This window comes from Brevundimonas sp. TSRC1-1 (assembly GCF_049898245.1).
Classification (GTDB): domain Bacteria; phylum Pseudomonadota; class Alphaproteobacteria; order Caulobacterales; family Caulobacteraceae; genus Brevundimonas; species Brevundimonas mediterranea_A.
In genome coordinates this window covers 844,330-862,236 of record NZ_JAFCXI010000001.1, presented here as the reverse complement: position 1 = coordinate 862,236, position 17,907 = coordinate 844,330, and the positions used below count along the sequence as shown (strand labels likewise).

18 protein-coding genes and 1 tRNA gene are annotated in these 17,907 nt (G+C 65.5%); 12 read left to right on the top strand and 7 right to left on the bottom strand.

Features of this window, described 5'->3' with window-relative positions; all coding sequences use genetic code 11:
* Positions 1-328 precede the first annotated feature (328 nt).
* From ACP7CK_RS04300 to ACP7CK_RS04290, 3 genes are all read left to right on the top strand, one after another.
* On the top strand, positions 329-862 hold the full coding sequence (locus tag ACP7CK_RS04300) for a hypothetical protein (RefSeq protein WP_409715104.1): 534 nt from the start codon (positions 329-331) through the stop codon (positions 860-862).
* A complete protein-coding gene (locus ACP7CK_RS04295) occupies positions 862-1,416 on the top strand; it encodes a hypothetical protein (RefSeq protein WP_426025224.1) in 555 nt (184 codons plus the stop codon). Before ACP7CK_RS04300 ends, ACP7CK_RS04295 begins: the two co-directional genes overlap by 1 nt.
* A gap of 385 nt (positions 1,417-1,801) precedes the next feature.
* On the top strand, positions 1,802-2,011 hold the full coding sequence (locus ACP7CK_RS04290) for a hypothetical protein (RefSeq protein ID WP_426025223.1): 210 nt from the start codon (positions 1,802-1,804) through the stop codon (positions 2,009-2,011).
* Between the two features lie 20 nt (positions 2,012-2,031).
* Here the strand turns inward: ACP7CK_RS04290 and ACP7CK_RS04285 are convergent, their stop codons facing one another.
* Together ACP7CK_RS04285 and ACP7CK_RS04280 are read right to left on the bottom strand one after the other, a co-directional pair.
* On the bottom strand, positions 2,032-3,423 hold the full coding sequence (locus ACP7CK_RS04285; protein WP_426025222.1) for a hypothetical protein: 1,392 nt from the start codon (positions 3,421-3,423) through the stop codon (positions 2,032-2,034).
* A 314-nt stretch (positions 3,424-3,737) separates the two neighbouring features.
* A tRNA-Ser gene (locus ACP7CK_RS04280) sits at positions 3,738-3,829 on the bottom strand.
* A gap of 103 nt (positions 3,830-3,932) precedes the next feature.
* On the opposite strand from ACP7CK_RS04280, the gene ACP7CK_RS04275 reads away from it, so the two are divergent.
* The 5 genes from ACP7CK_RS04275 (at position 3,933) to ACP7CK_RS04255 (ending at position 9,630) form a co-directional block, all read left to right on the top strand.
* On the top strand, positions 3,933-5,468 hold the full coding sequence (locus ACP7CK_RS04275) for an exopolysaccharide biosynthesis polyprenyl glycosylphosphotransferase (RefSeq protein WP_426025221.1): 1,536 nt from the start codon (positions 3,933-3,935) through the stop codon (positions 5,466-5,468).
* Positions 5,465-6,925, top strand: coding sequence for a polysaccharide biosynthesis C-terminal domain-containing protein (locus ACP7CK_RS04270; protein ID WP_426025220.1), 1,461 nt, complete (start codon positions 5,465-5,467; stop codon positions 6,923-6,925). Before ACP7CK_RS04275 ends, ACP7CK_RS04270 begins: the two co-directional genes overlap by 4 nt.
* Positions 6,922-7,863 carry a glycosyltransferase gene (locus ACP7CK_RS04265; protein WP_426025219.1) on the top strand — a complete coding sequence of 314 codons (942 nt, stop codon included), beginning with the start codon at positions 6,922-6,924 and terminating at the stop codon, positions 7,861-7,863. Before ACP7CK_RS04270 ends, ACP7CK_RS04265 begins: the two co-directional genes overlap by 4 nt.
* Positions 7,863-8,795: a glycosyltransferase family 2 protein gene (locus tag ACP7CK_RS04260; RefSeq protein WP_426025218.1), complete on the top strand. Its 933-nt coding sequence runs from the start codon at positions 7,863-7,865 to the stop codon at positions 8,793-8,795. Before ACP7CK_RS04265 ends, ACP7CK_RS04260 begins: the two co-directional genes overlap by 1 nt.
* 157 nt (positions 8,796-8,952) lie before the next feature.
* Complete coding sequence (locus ACP7CK_RS04255) at positions 8,953-9,630, top strand: hypothetical protein (protein WP_426025217.1); 678 nt, start codon at positions 8,953-8,955, stop codon at positions 9,628-9,630.
* 42 nt (positions 9,631-9,672) lie between these two features.
* Here the strand turns inward: ACP7CK_RS04255 and ACP7CK_RS04250 are convergent, their stop codons facing one another.
* Both ACP7CK_RS04250 and ACP7CK_RS04245 read right to left on the bottom strand, forming a co-directional pair.
* On the bottom strand, positions 9,673-10,374 hold the full coding sequence (locus tag ACP7CK_RS04250) for a hypothetical protein (RefSeq protein WP_008261560.1): 702 nt from the start codon (positions 10,372-10,374) through the stop codon (positions 9,673-9,675).
* A 46-nt stretch (positions 10,375-10,420) separates the two neighbouring features.
* On the bottom strand, positions 10,421-11,860 hold the full coding sequence (locus tag ACP7CK_RS04245) for a GumC family protein (protein ID WP_426025216.1): 1,440 nt from the start codon (positions 11,858-11,860) through the stop codon (positions 10,421-10,423).
* A gap of 124 nt (positions 11,861-11,984) precedes the next feature.
* Here ACP7CK_RS04245 and ACP7CK_RS04240 point away from each other — a divergent pair, with 124 nt between their 5' ends.
* On the top strand, positions 11,985-12,743 hold the full coding sequence (locus tag ACP7CK_RS04240) for a polysaccharide biosynthesis/export family protein (RefSeq protein ID WP_008259496.1): 759 nt from the start codon (positions 11,985-11,987) through the stop codon (positions 12,741-12,743).
* A gap of 4 nt (positions 12,744-12,747) precedes the next feature.
* Here the strand turns inward: ACP7CK_RS04240 and ACP7CK_RS04235 are convergent, their stop codons facing one another.
* On the bottom strand, positions 12,748-13,059 hold the full coding sequence (locus ACP7CK_RS04235; protein ID WP_008262819.1) for a hypothetical protein: 312 nt from the start codon (positions 13,057-13,059) through the stop codon (positions 12,748-12,750).
* 172 nt (positions 13,060-13,231) lie between these two features.
* Positions 13,232-13,957 carry a glutathione S-transferase N-terminal domain-containing protein gene (locus ACP7CK_RS04230; RefSeq protein WP_426025215.1) on the bottom strand — a complete coding sequence of 242 codons (726 nt, stop codon included), beginning with the start codon at positions 13,955-13,957 and terminating at the stop codon, positions 13,232-13,234.
* Positions 13,958-14,132: 175 nt separating this feature from the next.
* Here ACP7CK_RS04230 and ACP7CK_RS04225 point away from each other — a divergent pair, with 175 nt between their 5' ends.
* The gene (locus tag ACP7CK_RS04225; protein WP_426025214.1) at positions 14,133-14,699 is read left to right on the top strand and encodes an RcnB family protein; all 567 of its coding nucleotides are present in this window, start codon (positions 14,133-14,135) and stop codon (positions 14,697-14,699) included.
* Positions 14,700-14,854: 155 nt separating this feature from the next.
* On the top strand, positions 14,855-15,826 hold the full coding sequence (locus ACP7CK_RS04220; protein WP_426025213.1) for an RcnB family protein: 972 nt from the start codon (positions 14,855-14,857) through the stop codon (positions 15,824-15,826).
* Positions 15,827-15,954: 128 nt separating this feature from the next.
* Here the strand turns inward: ACP7CK_RS04220 and gatB are convergent, their stop codons facing one another.
* Positions 15,955-17,457: an Asp-tRNA(Asn)/Glu-tRNA(Gln) amidotransferase subunit GatB gene (gene gatB, locus ACP7CK_RS04215; protein WP_426025212.1), complete on the bottom strand. Its 1,503-nt coding sequence runs from the start codon at positions 17,455-17,457 to the stop codon at positions 15,955-15,957.
* 97 nt (positions 17,458-17,554) lie between these two features.
* Between gatB and ACP7CK_RS04210 the strand changes: the two genes are divergently transcribed.
* Positions 17,555-17,899: a hypothetical protein gene (locus ACP7CK_RS04210; RefSeq protein WP_426025211.1), complete on the top strand. Its 345-nt coding sequence runs from the start codon at positions 17,555-17,557 to the stop codon at positions 17,897-17,899.
* Positions 17,900-17,907 lie beyond the last annotated feature (8 nt).

Here is a 17,907-nt window from a genome sequence, read left to right as displayed (position 1 = left end):
CTCCCACGAAGTTTTATAGAATCTTTGAATCTATATAGAATATAGAGTCTTTGAAGAATCTATATGGCTCGTATCTTCACTCGCTTCGCTCATTCAGATACTCGCGGGGAAAGGGGGTCGTGTCAAGATAAAAATGCCCGAGACACCCTCTCTGATCGAGTCCTGTCCCGGTAATCGGGACAGGATATCGTCACTTCGACCTTCGAGACATTTACCGACGCTCAGTCTCTATTTTCGAGACAGAGCTATCTTTCTATCAATGTAGCAACCGGCATCCCGGCGTTAACAATGGACTCGACTCGTCCAAGTTGATGGCGTAAAATGGGGAATGATCGCAACTGATGAGGCCCTGCCTACCGCCCCCACCCAAACCTCCCGCCACGTGCGGGTCAACGATGCCAGCGCCCGGATGCTGGACTTCCTGTCGATGATGCGCGGAGAGCCGAAGGGCTTGCTGCTCTACCGACTGCTCCGGGCCGAACTGACGGTTTATCAAGAAGAAACGGCTTGGAGCCCTGCCCCGCCGCCCTTCGTCATCAAGCCGACCTTCGCGAAGGTCGGAAACGCCGTCCTCCTCTACAATCCGTTCATCGACGCCGCCGTTCTCACCGGCAAAGAGGCCGTCGCCTTGGCTGACGCCATCACCGAGTCGCTTGAAGGCCGGTCTATCTCGACGTTCAAGATCGTGACCGCCGAACACGGCCACACCATCCGGCTCAAGCCCGCTGGCCGTCGCATCCACCTCATCGTCAACGACACCGACTTCCCGATGGCCCTCATGGTCGCTCGGGACGTTGCCGCTGCGCTGGATTCCGCCAGCGTCCACGCCACCGACAACACGGTGGCCGCGACCGTCCACTGATGGCCGGCGCATTGCGCAAAACGGGCGAAGCGATAGCCGAGTGGGCTGAAGACATGGGTGCGACCCATTTCATCACCCTGACGGCTGGCTGCTATCCCGAACGCCACTTTGATCCGGACACCAGCTTTCGCCTCGACCTTGCGCGCATCGCTCGCCGGATTGGGCGCGAGCTGTGCGGCCTTCCACGTCGCAAAGACCCGAGACCGGATGATCTCCCTCTGTTCGTCGCGTTCTACGAGCCGACAACGCGAACCGGCGCACCCTACCCTCACATCCACGGATGGATCAGCCTCAAGGGGAACGAGGAAGAACATCTTCGCGCGATCCTCCGGACCTATTGGGGCCAGGACGATAAGCCGGAGATCACGTCACCATTCCTCCGGCGATATCCGTCCTGTCGTCGCGCGCCCAAGGCCGTCTGTCGCAACCCAGCTTGGGAGCCGACCTTCGATTTGCAGCCCATCCACTCGGGCGGCGCGGCGACCTACAGCGGCAAGGGTTACGCCCGAACCGGCATGACCTACGATTGGGGAACGATCCTAAACATCACCTGACAGCCACCACGACGCCAAGAGAACAAGACGCCACGATCAAACGCCAACAACACTACACGATCACACGCACAGCCCTCCGGAGGTCACCACACCGGCCCGGAGGCTGGGGAGCAGGAAGTCAGTCTTCGGCCCCTACGACCAAGCCCGCTACGCCCGCCTAGAAACGAAAGAGGCCCCGCAGCACGTCAGCATCGAAATCCGGCCAGGGGGACGCTCCAAGCCGGATTTAAAGTCATGCCTTCCAGACAAAAGACATCACCATTCCAGACGAAAATAATCATCCACAAATCGGATTGACCATCCGCACAGTCAAATATCCCGGTCTAGATATCTCTCCCTCAACAACGCTTCCGATTCGTCGGAGCCACAGTGTCGGGGGACACATATGCAAGACCATCACGCCGAACTGATCGATCTCGACGAAGCATGCGAGATCATGGAGCAGTCCTCGATCATCGAGACAATCCGGGAAGGCGAGCTAAGCCTTCTGTTCCTATGCCATCCTGAGCGCGGCTATCTGACTTTCATGCAGGGCGGTCCTGCTGTCCTATCGATCCGGGGCGGTTATGCAGATCACAGGGAGCGAGGACTTTGATGGATCGGAGTGTATCTCTATCAATCCGTCAAAGCCCGGAAGCGCTTATTTAAGAGCGTCCAAGCTTGGAACTCTTCATTTGTCTTCCTGTCGTGAACTAGTGCTTTCAGGTCGTCGTCATCCAACGCGATGATGTAGCCGCCCCCATCCTTTGCCGTGTCGCGACATCCCGCCGCAAACCGGGCTTTGTCGGAAAATGATCGGCAAACCAATAGTCCTACTTGCCCTCGGCTTGGCGAGAACCGTCGTGAAAGTTGATCCATTTCGGGATTTGCTACCTTTCCGCCGTAGTTCTTGCACTCAACGAATATACGACCGGAAGGATAGTGCTTAGCCAACCAACTGAAAAATCCGCCCTTCGCCATGTTCGTGTAGTCGATATCAATGATCTTCCGACCATCATGAATGCGAGATTGAGCTACCGGGTTCGTTAAGTCTGGGTAGAACAAGGCGGTAAAAAGCGCCTCGATAGCTGTCTCATAACCCTTGGCGTCCGCTTGGCCTGTAGGTATAGCTAAAACCGCTTTTAGCAACTCATCCCAATCAGGTTTTGCAGTCCCCTCGGTGGCGGCAATGTCGCTATGATCAAGTGGCAGATAAGGTCGATCATTGGCCTTACGCTTATATTCTTCCAGCAACGAAGGATTCTGGATCGTCACGTCCGACACCATTTTCTTCGATCTGCCGTATTTCTCTTCAACATCCTTCTTTGTAACGTAGCGCTCCTTCGTTTTTTTCGTGATTTGGACAAGTTGCGAGTTCGCCCGGAGTTCCACATCTTGAAGGTGAGTGAGGACGTGGAACCTGTAGTACTCGGTCAGGCTGTAGGCGAGGTGGCGGCGCACAATCGCTTTTGGGACTAGGAGGAGCTTACCCTCCGGTGTCATCGGTAGATCGACGAAGTCCTCATACCAGTCCTTTTTCGTCGGGTTCCACTGCGGACCCGAGGGGATGCCAGGGCTTAGCTTGATCTTGTAATGCGCGGCCATCTGCTGCGTGTACTCGATCAGCGGACCACGAATAATGTTGGTCGTCATGTCGGATATGACATCGACACCAATCCCCGGAATGAGGAGGACAGTGTCTTCCAAGTCCCGGATGAGGCCACTTGTCGCTGCCTGGCTGTTACTCAGCGCTCTCCACACATCGTGCGCGGAGCTGTCCCCCAAAGCTCGTCCTTTCGACTTCCCCACCGACAGGCCAAGGTGGGTTTCGTTAGGTTCCCGCAGAGCCTTCAAAAGCCGTTCGGCTTCTCCGTGGCGGCCAGCTTTGATGTGGCTCAGCACGGTTCCGAAAAAACTCTGCACAAGCGAGACGCAAGCGTCTCCCCAATCAGACGGAAGTCCAGCCAAGGCCTTTGGACTGATAAATAGCCCGGTGTCGCCGCTGTAGTCGACGTCCACAAAATCCAACGTGGGCTGCGTCCGCCCCAACTTGAAATATCGCGACACTCGCAAAAGAGTTCTCCCCGCCAGCCCACCGCAAACGGTCAGCAACGCTTAGACCTAACACGGTTCTTGCCTGTGGCAATCTTGCGTTGCGCGCACGTCGCGCTTTTGGAGAGCGGCGTGCATATCTCCACGGCTCGCTTCAGGTTCTTCGCTGCACCTGGCGTTTGATAGCGACGGCGGAACGATAGAAATCAACTGAGCGTGTCACACAAAGCGTCACACAAACGGCCCGCCGTCCGCATTATGCCATTGAAAATATTGATTTTTTAGGGGTATGGCGGAGACGGAGGGATTCGAACCCTCGGTACCCCTTACAGGGTACGACGATTTAGCAAACCGTTGCCTTCAGCCACTCGGCCACGTCTCCAGCGAAGGGCTCGATAGCCGAGCATGATGCGTCGTGCAATCCGGTTCGAACCAAAGACCTGTTGTTAACGCGACATAGAGGCGGCGCATGCAGGGTGGCGGCCGTGCGGAAACTCCGGATCGACATGCCCGACTGCGCCCGTCCCCTTGCCGCGCCGACCGCAGCGAGTGCGAACGGCTGCGCCGCCGCCAGCCTCCCGCCGCATGCCGAGCGGGGTCCGTTCCGACCGGAGGTGTGGCGCAACGCACGCCAGCGCTCGACCGTGCGGCTGGCCGCCTATTATTTCCGCGCCGCTGACGTTCTGGCTGTGGTCGATTTGGCCGTTGTGGCCCTGTGGTCGCTGGGGTCTCTCGATGTGAAGACCCTGACCGTCGGCGCCGTCCTGCCCCTGGCGACCGGCGTCGTCGTCGCCCTGGCTCTGCTGCGAAGCCTGGGCCTTTATCGATTCGGGGCAGAGCCGACGCCCCTGCTCCATCTGGTCGGGGTGGTCGGGATCGTCGCCCTGGCGATCGGGGCGGCGCTGCTGGTGGGTCTGGGCCTGGACGGGCACGGCCTGGGGCCGGTCCTGCCCTGGGGCCTTGCGGCGACGGTCTGTCTGGTCGCCCTGCACGGCTTATGGCGGGTGCTGGCGGCGCGTTGGCGACGGCAGGGCCTGCTGTCGCCCAATATCGTCATCGTCGGGGCGACCCGGAACGCCGAGGCCCTGATCCGGCGGGCGCTGGAACGGCGCGACCTGAACGTGCTGGGCGTGTTCGACGACCGCCTGGCCCGCTCGCCTGACCGTCTGGCCGGGGTACCGGTGCTGGGCGGGGCCAACGCCCTGCTGACCCATCGGATGCTGCCCTATGTCGACCGGATCGTTCTGGCGATCGACGCCGATGCGGGCGCGCGGGTGCGGGATCTGACGCGCCGTCTGGAGACCCTGCCCAATCCCCTGACCGTCCTGTTCGATTCCGACGCCAGTCGTGAGGCGGCGCTGAATCGTCTGGCCGGTCCGTCCCTGGCCGAGATCGGGTCCGCTCCCGACGCCGACCGCCGCGCCTTCGTCAAACGGGTGCAGGATGTGGTGATCGGCGCCCTGGCCCTGGTCGCCTTCGCCCCGGTCATGGCGGTGATCGCCCTGGCTGTGCGGCTGGACAGCCCCGGCCCGGTCTTCTTCCGTCAGCGTCGCCATGGCTTCAACCAGGAGACCATCGTGGTGTGGAAATTCCGCTCGATGCGTCACTGCGACGCCGATGCGACCGCCAGCCGCCAGGTCGTCGCCGACGACGACCGCGTCACCCGCGTCGGCCGCTTCATCCGCGCCTCCAGCCTGGATGAACTGCCCCAGCTGTTCAACGTGCTGAGGGGCGAGATGTCCCTGGTCGGCCCGCGCCCTCACGCCATCGGCATGAGGACCGGCGAGACCGAATCCGCGCTTCTGGTCGCCGAATACGCCCACCGTCACCGTATCAAGCCCGGCATGACCGGCTGGGCCGCCGTCTGCGGGTCGCGCGGACCGGTGGACAGCGAGGCCGAGGTGCGCCGCCGCGTCGAGCTGGACATCGACTATATCCAGCGCCAGTCCTTCTGGCTGGACCTGTGGATCATCCTGATCACCATCCCCGTCCTGCTGGGCGACCGGGCGGCCGTGCGGTGAGCGAGAAGCGCATGTTCTGGCGCGGCGTCTGGGGCTATCTGCCGGCCCAGATCGTCCAGGGCGTGGTCGGCTTCCTGACCATCGTCGTCTTCACCCGCCTGCTCAGCCCCGAGGATTTCGGCCACTACGCCCTGGCATTCTCCGTCACCAGCCTGGCCCATACGGTCAGCTTCAGCTGGCTGGAGGCGTCCATGGCCCGCTTCTGGGCGGCCGAGCGCACGCCGGAGGGCCTGGCGGCCCATTTCGCCAGCCTGTACCGCACCTCCTTCGCCGTCATCGCCGTCTTCGTGCCCGTCGCGGCTCTCGTGGTCTGGCTCCTGCCCCTGACCCCGGCTTTCAAGCTGGCGGTCGGCTTCGGCCTGGCCGGGGCGCCGATCCGCAACCTGGCCAAGCTGGCGCAGGAGCGGTATCGCGCGGCCGGCGAGGTGTCCAAGGCCGCCTCGGTCGATATGTTTGTCGCCGTCCTGGGCTTTCTGGTCGGGGCCGGGTTCGCCCTGGCCGGGGCCGGCGCGGCCTCGCCCATGCTGGGGCTGATGATCGCTCCGCTGTTCGCCCTGCCCTTCATCCTGCCGGGCGAACTGCGCCAGTCGGCCGGGGGAACCGTGGATCGCGCGCGGCTGAAGGCCTACGCCGCCTATGGCTATCCGATCGCGGCGTCGCTGACCCTGGCCCTGGTCCTGGCCTCGACCGACCGCTTCCTGTTGGCCGGCTTCATGGATGCGGCGGCGGTGGGCGCCTATCACGCCAGCTACAGCCTGGCGAACCGCACCCTGGACGTGATGTTCATCTGGCTGGGCGCGGCCGGGGCCCCGGCCATGGTGATGGCCCTGGAGCGCGGCGGCCGAGAGGCGCTGCGTCACACGGCCCTGGAACAGGGTTCGACCCTGATCCTGATCGGCCTGCCCGCCGCCGTCGGCCTGGCCCTTGTGGCCCGCCCCCTGGCCGAATTGATGATCGGCCCCGACCTGCGCGTCGCCGCCGCCCTGGTCACGCCCTGGATCGCGGCCTCGGCCTTCATGTCGGGCCTGATCGCCTATTATTTCGGCTTCGGCTTCACCCTGGGCAAGAAGACCGGCCTGCTGCTGGTCACCATGGCTGTTCCGGCGCTGGCCAACATCCTGCTGAACCTGATCCTGATCCCCCGGCTCGGCGTGCTGGGCGCCGCTGTCGCCACGGCCCTCAGCTTCGCCATAGGCCTGGTCGCCTGTCTGCTGATCAGCCGCCGCGCCATCGCCCTGCCCATTCCGTGGGAGGCCCTGATCCGGTGCGGCCTGGCCTCGACCGGCATGGCCCTGGTGGTCTGGCGCCTTCCACCGCTGCGCGGTTTCGTCGAACTGATGCTGGACGCGAGCGTGGGCGGACTGGTCTATGCGGCCCTGGCGCTGACGCTCAACGCCGCCGGGGTGCGCGACGTGCTGTACCGACTGATCCAGACGCGACGGGGAGCCCCGGCATGAGCGGCTCCCGCGCCGATATCCACGACAACCCCGGCTGGGCCGCCGCCCGGCCCGAACTGTCGGTCCTGATCCCCTTCCTGCGCGACGATCCCGAGCCCCTGCTGCGCCGGCTGGATACAGAAGGCCCCGCCCTGGCCGGCCGGGTCGAGCTGATCCTGCTGGACGACGGCACGGGCGACGCCGCCCTGACCGCCCGGCTGAAGGCGGCGCTGGACGCCCTGGCCCTGCCCGCCCGCCTCGTCACCCTGTCCGCCAATGAAGGCCGGGCGCGCGGGCGCAATCGCCTGACCATCGCCGCCCGCGCCGGCTCCTGGCTGTTCCTCGACAGCGACATGAAGCCGGACAGCCCCCGCTTTCTCCAGACCTGGGTCGATCTGATTGCGCGCGACGACCCCGCCGTGGCCTTCGGCGGTTTCTCGCTGAAACAGGCGCCACGCGACCGCCGCTTCGCCGTCCACCGCGCCCTGTCCGGCGCCAGCGAATGCGTCCGCGCCGCCCAGCGCGCCAGGACGCCCGAGAAATACGTCTACACCTCGAACCTGCTGGTCCGGCGCGACGTCTTCGCCGTCGAATCCTTCGACCCCGGCTTCACCGGCTGGGGGTGGGAGGATGTCGAATGGGCCATGCGGGTCGCCCGCCGGTTCCCGGTGGTCCACATCGACAATCCGGCCACCCACATGGGCCTGGACACGGTGCCGGACCTGGCGCGCAAGTTCGACCAGGGCGCCGCCAACTTCGCCCGCGTCGTCGCCCTGCACCCCGCCATCGTCCAGACCTACCCCAGCTACAAGGCCGCCCGCGCCCTGAAACGCCTGCCGTCCCTGCCCCTGATCCGTCGCCTGGCCCGGGGCGCCGCCCTGTCGCCCCTGTTGCCGACCCGCACCCGCGCCTTCGCCCTGCGTCTGTACCGCGCGGCCGTGTATGCGGACGCGATCTGATGCGGGACGTCGCCGTCCTCATTCCCACCCTGCGTCGCCCGGCCATGCTGGAACGCGCCCTGCGCTCGGTCTTCGCCCAGGTCGGGTCGCTGGACCGGATCGCCGCCGTGGTCGTCGCCGACAATGACCCCGAGGGTTCGGCCGCCGCCGTGATCGACCGCCTGCGGCCTGAGGCGCCGGTTCCCCTGACCTATGCCCACGCCCCCGTCCCCGGCGTCGCCACGGCCCGGAACATCGGCCTGGCCGCTGCCGACGCCCGCCTGATCGCCTTCCTGGATGACGACGAGGCCGCCTCCCCCGGCTGGTTGGCCGCCCTGTTGCAGGCCCAGTCCCAGACCGGCGCCGATGTCCTGTTCGGCCCGATCCGGGGCCGCGTCCCCGAGGGCACGGGATGGACCACCCCCTATCTGGAGCGGTTCTTCGGCCGCGACGGCCCGCCCCAGACCGGCCTGACCGACCAGATCCACGGCTGCGGCAACAGTCTGATGGTCCGCGCCACGGCCCTGCCCGGCCCCGCCCCCTTCGACGCCGCCATGGACCAGACGGGAGGCGAGGACGACCGCCTGTTCACCGCCCTGCAAGCGCGCGGCGGCCGGTTCGGCTGGGCCGCCGACGCCTGGGTGGACGAGTTCGCGCCCCCCGACCGCGCCACCCTGAACTACGCCCTGATGCGCGCCTTCGCCTATGGCCAAAGCCCCAGCCAGATGGCCGCCGCCCGCCACGACTGGCCCGGCCTCGCCCGCTGGATGCTGATCGGCGCCGCCCAGACCGCCGTCTGGGGCCTCGCCTCCCTCGCCCTCACCCTGCTGCGCCGCCCTGCCCGCGCCGAAACCCTGGACCGGATGTCGCGCGGCCTGGGAAAGGTCTTCTGGACCAGCTGCTTCGAACCGAAACTCTACGGCGCGGCGATGGTGCGGCGGACGGGGGCCTGACGACCGAGGCGTCGTCTGCAAGCCGACCGGTGGGCGGCTTTCTTTCGGTGCGACACGCAGTTGCCTTCGGTCATGTCGTCTTAACAAAAGTGGATCAACTTAGGGTTTTAGTCTGACCAACCTGCTTGTTCGTGAACCTTCCACGGTGGAGACAGCGATGACTTTGATCTCTAGCGTGACGGTTGGGCCCCAGGCATCGGCCGGCAAGGGCACGGTGGATCCGGGCCTCAAGGCGATCATCGACGAACTAAACGACGACTCCGGCGCAGTGAGTTCGAGACGAAAGGCTGCGATTATGGATGACATCCAGCAGCGACGTTATGATATTCCGTCGAGCAACAAGGCCACGCAAGATTACTTCACGGCAGGCTTTACAGCTTCAAGCTTCCAAAAGCGCGGCAACGAACTAAGCATGCAGCTTCATTCGCAACTGTCTGCACGCGTATCTCAATCACACAGCAGCTCCGATACATTCGAGTTGCAGCTTGGTTTTTACAAAGCACTGTCCGAGGACGATAAGATCGCCTTCGCCGCCTACAAAGGTCAATCGCCCGAAGATTGGCAAGCAACCATGGAGGCGCGCCTCAAGCTGGCCGACCGCATCGAAGCTGCACAAGCGAGCGGTGAACTGGGACTGGACGGCCATCCTACAGGCAAGGCCAGCGCCGCTTTGAGCATGCTGATCGAGATAAGCGACGCATTCCACAAGATGAACATGGCCGACAAGGCCGCCGTCAACGCCTGGACGCGCTCGGTGAACGAAACGTTTGGCCGCCCCCCTGCCGTCCGCGTCGATCTATCGGACGAAGCCAAGGCCTATCTCAATCGCGTATAGGTCTCGACGATCTTGGGTGCGTCTCACGTCGGCACCGGGACTTCAGCCCGCCAGCCGGCTCAGGAACTTCGGCGGCTTGTAGGTCGAGCGGTTCATGACCACCCCGGCGATACGGCCGCCGACAGCCTCGATCTCGTCGCGCAGGATCACCGGTCCGCTCGCGGTCGCGCCGCCGGCGGCGACCACCAGAACCGTCATGTCCACGAAGGGCGCCAGGATGATCGCCATGTCGTTGCGGTCGGCGGCCGGGCTGTCGATGACGATGGTGTCGGCATGCGGCCGCAGGGCGTCCCAATAACCGGCCTCGCCGATCGCCTCGACCCGGTGGCCAGAGCGCAGGGCCTCCATGTGGAAGCGCGTGATCCACAACCGGCCGCCCAGGCAGGGTCGCGCAGTCAGCAGGCGCGCGGGCGGGATCGGCTTGCCGTCCCGTCCCGTCGGCGCCGGCGTGACGGCGAAGAAGCTGGAGCCGTCGGGCGAGGCCTGGGCCGGCTTGCCCAGTTGGCCGAACCGGTCCGGTTCGGCGGCGATGGCTTCGAGCTGCCCCTGCTGGGCCAGATCTCCGTCCACCAGCCAGACCGGCTTGCGCGCGCGGACAGCGGCCAGGCGCGCGAACTCCCGCGCCACGGTCGAGACGCCTTCTCCGGTCGTGGCGGCGGCGAACTGGATCACGCGGGCGCGGTGCGCCGGCGCCGGACCCAGCGCCGCCCACAGGCCCGCCATTTCGGACGTCAGATCGACCATCGAATCGCCACGCGCTCCATCGGCTCAGCCTAACACGGGCATGAGGCTAGTGCGCCTTCGCCGGAGCCACGGCCAGGACCGGCATATCCAGCGTCCGCCGCACCGAGTCCGGCGTTGCAAAGCCGCGCCGCGAGAAGATCCGCAGCAGGCCGATGCACAGGGCGGTGAAGGCGGCGAACAGGAAGACCGCCGCCAGGGCCGGCGCCTTCAGGCTCTTGCCGGTCGAGGGGGGCTGGGCGCGTTCGATCACGGTGACATTGTCGGCGCCGGCGGCGACCAGGGCGTTGTCCGCCCGGCTCTGGCTCTCGCGCTGCTGGAACTCGCGAATATTGGCGGTCAGGACTTCGCGATTGCCGGCCAGGGTCGCGTTTTCGGACTCCAGCGCCGTCAGCCGCGCCTGCCGCGACCGAATGTCCGTCAACTGACGATCCAGCGCCGAGAGCCTCGCCGCAAGGGCGTCGCGGTCGGCCTGGGTGTTGATCCGGTTGGTCTCCAACTCGGTCCAGACAGGGTTCGGCCCGGTGCGGACCTCCTTGGCCCCCACCGCCGTACCTGTGCCCACATAGGCCTGCAGCTGGGCGATCCGCGCCTCGATGTCCCTCACAGGCTGGGCGTCCGGCTGATAGCGCGACAGCAGCTGCTCCCGCTCGGTCCGCAGCTGCAGCACCTGATCCTGGGCCGAGATGTTCAGGTCCTGCTGAAGCGCCACCTCCGCCGGGGTCGCCGCCTGCTGCGCCACCAGGGTGTTCAGCCTCTGGCTGGTCTGGTTCAGCTGGCTCTGGGTCGACAGCCTGTCGGTGAAGACCGTCTGATAGACGGCCGCCAGCGTAGTCTTGGCGGCGGTGAAGTCGCCGATGTCGTTGCTGGTCAGGAACTGCTCATAGGCCTGATCCGCCGCGCTCAAATCGCCTTCGAACGCCAGTCTCTGGGTGGCGATGGCGGGGGTCTTGTCCTGGAAGACCTCGCGGCGATAGGCCAGATATTGCTCGATCACGGTGTTCAGCACGCGCGCCGCGCGCTCCGGGTCGTCGGCCTCGTAGCTCAGACGGATGACCGCGCTGCCCGGCGCGGTGCCGACGCTCAGACTGGCGCCGATCAGCTTGCGCGCCGCCGCCTCTGCCCGGTCCCGTGATCCCGTCGGCGTCTTGCCCAGGATCGCCGCCGGCCCCAGCGCCTCGACCACGCGCTGGCGCACCTGCCCCGAGCTTAGGATCGCAGCCTCGGAATTGGCGACCTCGTCGCCCTGCGGAGCCTGGCCCCGCTCGGCCGTGCCGACGCGCGGCTGATAGACATATTCCTGACCCACGCCGGCGAAGACCGCGCCCTGGGCCGTGTAATTCTTCTTCAGGGTGAAGGCGGCGGCGGCGCCCAGGGCGAAGATCACCAGGAAGACGATGATCATCAGCAGCAGTTCGCGGAACAGCAGGCCGACGACGTCCAGCACGCCGTAGCGCGGTCGGGTCGTGACATATGCCGTCGAGCGCATAGGCGGGCCGAATCCTGGAAAGTCTCTTGCGAATCCACCTTTCGCCCACCGGCGTTAACCATCGGTTACCCATAAGCGGCGAGTCTGCGACCCAACGCTCCTTTCGTCGGACCAGATCGATTCCATGACGCCAGATCGCCGACTATTCCTGCTGGCCCTCGGATCGGGCTGCGCCGCCCTAGCGGCCTGCGGCGGCAACGCCGCCCGGATGCCGCGCCCGAAGGGCGACGTGCAGCGGGTCCAAGCGGCGGGACGCGGCGACTTCCCCAACATCCCTTTCGCCGACTGGACGGACGAAGAGCCGGACTATCTGCTCTATCCGGGGGACGAGATCGAGGTGGCCCTGCCCACCGCATCTGAATTGACCCGCACCCTGAAGGTCGGACCCGACGGTCGGGTCGCCCTGCCCCTGGTCGGCCAGGTCATGGCGGCGGATCGGACCTTGCCGGAGTTGGAGCGCGAGGTGTCTTCGGCCTACGCCTCGCAACTGGTGCGGCCGGTCGTGGAGGTGACGTTGCGCCAGGCAGGGCCGATCCGCGTCTGGATCGACGGCGAGGTGCGGACCCCGGGCGTGATCGAGATGACCGGCGATCTGGACGCCTATCAGGCCGTGGTCCAGGCGGGCGGCTTCCTGCCGTCGGGCAAGCCCGAGCGCGCGGCCCTGATCCGGCGTGGTCCCGGCGGATCGCGCATGATGCGGGTGGTCGACCTGCGCCCGCGTCGCGGCGAGGTCGTGGCCCTGCGTCGGGGCGACATCATTTTCGTGCCGCGGTCGACCCTGGGCGAACTCGCCGCCTTCTTCACCCAGGTGCGCGCCGCCTTGCCCATCGGCTTCAGCTATTCGATCAATGGATCGAACGGCAACGGCTACGCCACCTTCTGAAGTCTCAGGCGGCCAGCCGCACCACGCCGGCGTCGATATAGCGACGGGCGGCCTTCTGGGCCTCGGCGATCTCTTCGCGCTCCATCTCCTGGCTCATCTCGCGGCGATAGACGCGCGCCTCGATCGAACCCTTCATGGCGGCCAGGTTGAAGATCATGTGGGCCGAGACCCGGTCCATCGGACAACCGCCCGAGCCGGCCGAATACATCATGCCCAGCTTGAACAGGTCGTCGCCCGACATGTCGACGGTCGGCAGCGGCAAGGACACGACTTCCACGTCGGCCTGCAGGTCGTGCGCCATTTCTTGCGCGTTCATTACCGTATCTCCTGAACGGGCGCCGTTCTGGGCCCGCCTCTGATACCGCATCAAATACCGCCGGTTTGAAGTTAAAGTTAACGGCGCAAGGCGCCGCCAAACTTTTAAGTAAAGCAGGAATGAATACTGCGAAAAGCGTTCAGCGTTCCGATACGATTTGGAAGGGGCTTGTTTACGTCTTGGTGGCCCGCTGACCGAACAGGACCCTGCGCGCCGCCTCGGCGTCCTTGCCCGCCGCGCCGGCGTTTCCACGCCGATCTTCCAGCAGAGCACGCCCGGTCTTGACCGCGGGCCTCGACCCGACCCGATCCATCCAGGCCGCCAGATGCGGAAAGTCCGCCAGAATCTGCCCCTGCAGCGTCGGCAATATCCATGGCCAGGCGGCCATGTCGGCGATGGAATAGTCGCCCGCCAGATAGTCGCGGTCCTTCAGGCGTCGATCCATGACGCCATACAGACGGTGCGTCTCGTTCGTATAGCGCTGCACCCCATAGGCGATCTGGCGCTGGTCGCGGATCATCGCGGGCGCATACTGGCGGAAATGATGGGTCTGGCCCGCCATTGGCCCCAGGCCTCCGACCTGCCAGAACAGCCACTGGTTCACCTCGACGCGCGCTCGCGCCTCGGTCGGATAGAAGCGGCCGGATTTGTCGCCGAGATACTGCAGGATTGCGCCGGATTCGAAGATCGAGATCGGTTGGCCGCCCGGCCCCTCCGGATCGACGATGGCGGGCATGCGGCCGTTCGGACTGATGGCCTGGAACCCAGGCTCGAACTGTTCACCCGTTCCGATGTTCACCGGCTGGACCTCATAGGCCAGCCCCATCTCCTCCAGCGCGATGGACACCTTCCATCCATTCGGCGTGGGCCAGTACCAGAGCTGGATCGGAGCGGTCATTGCGGCGGTCTTTCCTGTGGCGTGCCTCGCATCTGGGGGCCGCGACACGCAGCCGCAATCCACATTTCGATCCTGACACGGTCATTCAGGACGCGTTCAGGCGCGAAATCCGACCTTCACTTCATTAACGGGCCAGTTCGTCGTTTCCGTCGGCGGCCCAGAATGGAGCACGCAGATGAACCGCCTCACCAAGGCCGCTGTTGTCGCTATCGCCCTGTCCACCACGGCCGTTCCCCTGCTGGCCGAGGCGCAGAGCGGCGACGATCGTCGGGAATATCGCCAAGACCGCCGCGACGACCGGCGAGACTACCGCTCGGAACGCCGCGACGACCGTCGTGACTGGCGTCAGGGCCGCTACGACAATCGGCAGGATTATCGTCATGACCGGTGGGACGACCGTCGCGACTTCCGCCACGAACGCCGCGATGACCGCTGGGACCGCAACAATCGCAACTGGTGGCGCGGCCGGTCGGACTTCCGGGGCTACAACGGCCCGCGCTCGGGATATTGGTACGCGCCCAGCTACGGCTATTACCGGGTCGAGCCCCGTTACTACGGCTATCGCTGGCGGACGGGCGGCTATCTGCCGCCGCAGTACCGGACCTATTATGTCCGCGACCCGTATTTCTATGGTCTTCGCGAAGCGCCTCGCGGCTATCGCTACGTCCACGCCGGCAGCGACATTCTGATGGTCGCGGTCGCCACGGGCCTGATCGCCAGCGTCCTGTCCAACGTCTATTGAGGACGCCAAGCTGTTGAGCCGACAAGCCCCGCGAGGAAATCTCGCGGGGCTTTTGTCTGGGGCGTCCCCCGAACGGCATTCAGCCGGGGTTCATCGACCAAGCGCGATCATCACCTTAAGCCGCTGGAAAACCAGCGTGCAGGAATGAAAAGACCATGAAACGCCTCCTGATGGCTTTCACCGCCGTCGCCGCCCTGGGCGCCCCGCTGGCCACACCGATCCAGGCCCTGGCCCAGGACCGTCAGGTCGATCGCGAACAACGCGACGCCGACCGCCCCCAGAGGCCGCAGATCACGCGGGGAGAGCGTCCCGCGCCGAACCGTCCTTTACAGTCCCGGCCGGAAGCCCCTGCGCGTCCCGAGCGGCCCCGTCCGGAGCGCCCCAGTTTCGGTGAGACACGGCCGGCGCGTCCGGACCGCCCGCAGACAGGCGAAGACAGGCCCGATCGTCCGAATTACGGCGGCGCACGGCCGGATCGTCCCGACGTCAGGCCCGGCCGCCCGGAAGGCGCCAACCCCGGTCGGCCGCCTCGTCCCGACCGTCCCGAGGGCGGCTGGACTCGCCCCGACCGCCCCCAGACCGGCGGATCTCGCCCTGACCGCCCGTCAAGCGGCGGCCGACCGGATCGGCCGGGCGACAGCGGCGGGCGGCCCCATCGCCCGGACGGCGGCTGGAACCGGCCGGATCGGCCCGACAATGGTCACACGCGGCCCGGCCAGCCCCACCGGCCCGGCTCTGGCTGGAACCAGAACCGCGACCGGCACGACGAATTCCGCCGTCGCTTCAGCAGCGATCAGTGGCGGCGCGACTTCTATCGCAACCACCGGTCCGACTGGTGGCGGGACGACCGTCGCTTCCATGGCTACAGCGGCGTCCGCATGGGGTTCTATTTCGCGCCGGGCTGGGGCTACTACAGCGTGCCCCGCTCCTATTGGGGCCGCGACTGGTCGGCCGGCGATTATCTGCCGGACACCTTCTGGCGGTATCGACTGGACGACTGGCGCACCTATGGTCTCGGCTATCCGCCGGAGGGGGCGCGTTGGGTCCTGGTCGACAATACGATCTATCTGATCGACGAACGCGACGGCTACATCATCGACGTGATCCGAGACGCCTGGCGTTGGTAGTCTCGACGAAGAAGGCCCGGAGATCGCTCTCCGGGCCTTCTTACTAGAATGGGTCGCTCAAGCAGAGAGCGGCCGCGCCGCGAGCGTTAGCGACCAGCCGGGGGTTTGGGGGCCGCAGCCCCCAAAAATCAAAGACCCAGCTTGGCCTTCAGGATGTCGTTGACCGCGGCCGGATTGGCCTTGCCGCCGGTGGCCTTCATGACCTGACCGACGAACCAGCCCAGGGCCTGAGGCTTCTCGGCGACGGCGGCCGCCTTGTCCGGGTTGGCGGCGATGATGTCGTCGATAGCCTTCTCGATGGCGCCGGTGTCGGTGACCTGTTTCAGGCCGTGCTTCTCGACCACCTCGGCCGGCGAGCCCTCGCCGTTCCAGACGTGATCGAAGACCTCCTTGGCGATCTTGGACGAGATGACGTTCGTCTCGATCAGCTCGACCAGCTGGGCCACATGGGCGGCCGGCAGGGGGTTCTCGCTGAAGTCCTTGCCGTCGGCGGCCAGACGCGCCGAGACCTCGTTGGTGACCCAGTTGGACACCAGCTTGGCGTCGCGCCCCTTCGCGGCGGCCTCGAAATAGTCCGCCTTGGCCTGTTCCGAGATCAGGACGATGGCGTCGTACTGCGACAGGCCATATTCGCTCATCAGCCGCTTGCGCTTCTCGTCCGGCAGCTCAGGCAGGGACGCCTTGATCTCGGCGATCCAGGCCTCTTCCAGGTCCAGCGGCAGCAGGTCGGGATCAGGGAAATAGCGATAGTCCTGCGCCTCTTCCTTGGACCGCATCGAACGCGTCTCGCCCTTGGTCGGGTCGAACAGGCGGGTCTCCTGAGTGATCGAACCGCCGTCCTCAAGGATCTCGATCTGGCGGCGCGCCTCGTACTGGATCGCCTGGGAGATGAAGCGGAACGAGTTGACGTTCTTGATCTCGCAGCGCGTGCCCAGGAAGCTGAAATCGCCGCTGGCCTTGAACTTCTCGTAGTTGCCGGCGCGGCAGACGGACACGTTCACGTCGGCGCGCAGATTGCCCTTCTCCATGTCGCCGTCGCAGGTGCCCAGATAGATCAGGATGGTCCGGATCTTCTTCACATAGGCGACCGCCTCTTCCGGCGTGCGCAGGTCGGGGCGCGAGACGATCTCCATCAGGGCCGTGCCGGCCCGGTTCAGGTCGACATAGCTCTCGGTCGGCGACAGGTCGTGGATCAGCTTGCCCGCATCCTGTTCAAGGTGCAGCCGCTCGATGCCGACGTTGAAGAAGCTGCCGTCCTCGGCCTCCACCTCGACCACGCCTTCGCCGACGATCGGATAATAGAGCTGGCTGATCTGATAGCCGGTCGGCAAGTCGGGATAGAAGTAGTTCTTCCGGTCGAACTGGCTGCGCTTGTTGATCTGCGCGCGCAGGCCCAGGCCGGTCTTCACCGCCTGTTCGACGCAGTGTTTGTTCAGGGTCGGCAGCATGCCGGGGAAGCCGGCGTCCACCAGCGAGACCTGTTCGTTCGGCCCCGCGCCGAAGCCGACGGCGGCGCCGGAGAAGAGCTTGGCCTTGGAGGCCACCTGGGCGTGGATCTCCAGCCCCATGACGATTTCCCAATCGCCGGTGCGGCCCTTGATGGTTTTCGAGTTCGGAACAGTGTCGGTCATGGGTTCGTCCTAGCGCCGTCGGCGGCGGCGAGAAAGAGGCTGTCTTGAGGGTGTCGCGAAATCGCGCTCAACATCGGTCGCCTCAATGGAGAATCCGATGACCAAGACCCTGTTCGCCGCTGCTGCGGCCTCCCTGCTTCTGGTCGGCGCCGCCTCGGCCCAGACTGCGCCGGCTCCGGCCCCCGAACACGCCTCTGACCACGCGCATGACGAACATCATGCCCAGCATCCGACCATCGAAAGCCCGATCGAGGCCCTGCTGGCCGATCCCGCGACCAAGGCCGTGGTGGAGAAACACCTGCCCGGCATGGACAAGCATCCCGCCTATGGCCAGTTCAAGGGCATGACCCTTCGCCAGGTCGCGCCCTACTCCCAGGGCCACATCACCGACGAGAAGATCGCGGCGATCGACGCCGATCTGAAGGCGCTTCCGGCGGCCTGATGAAGAGG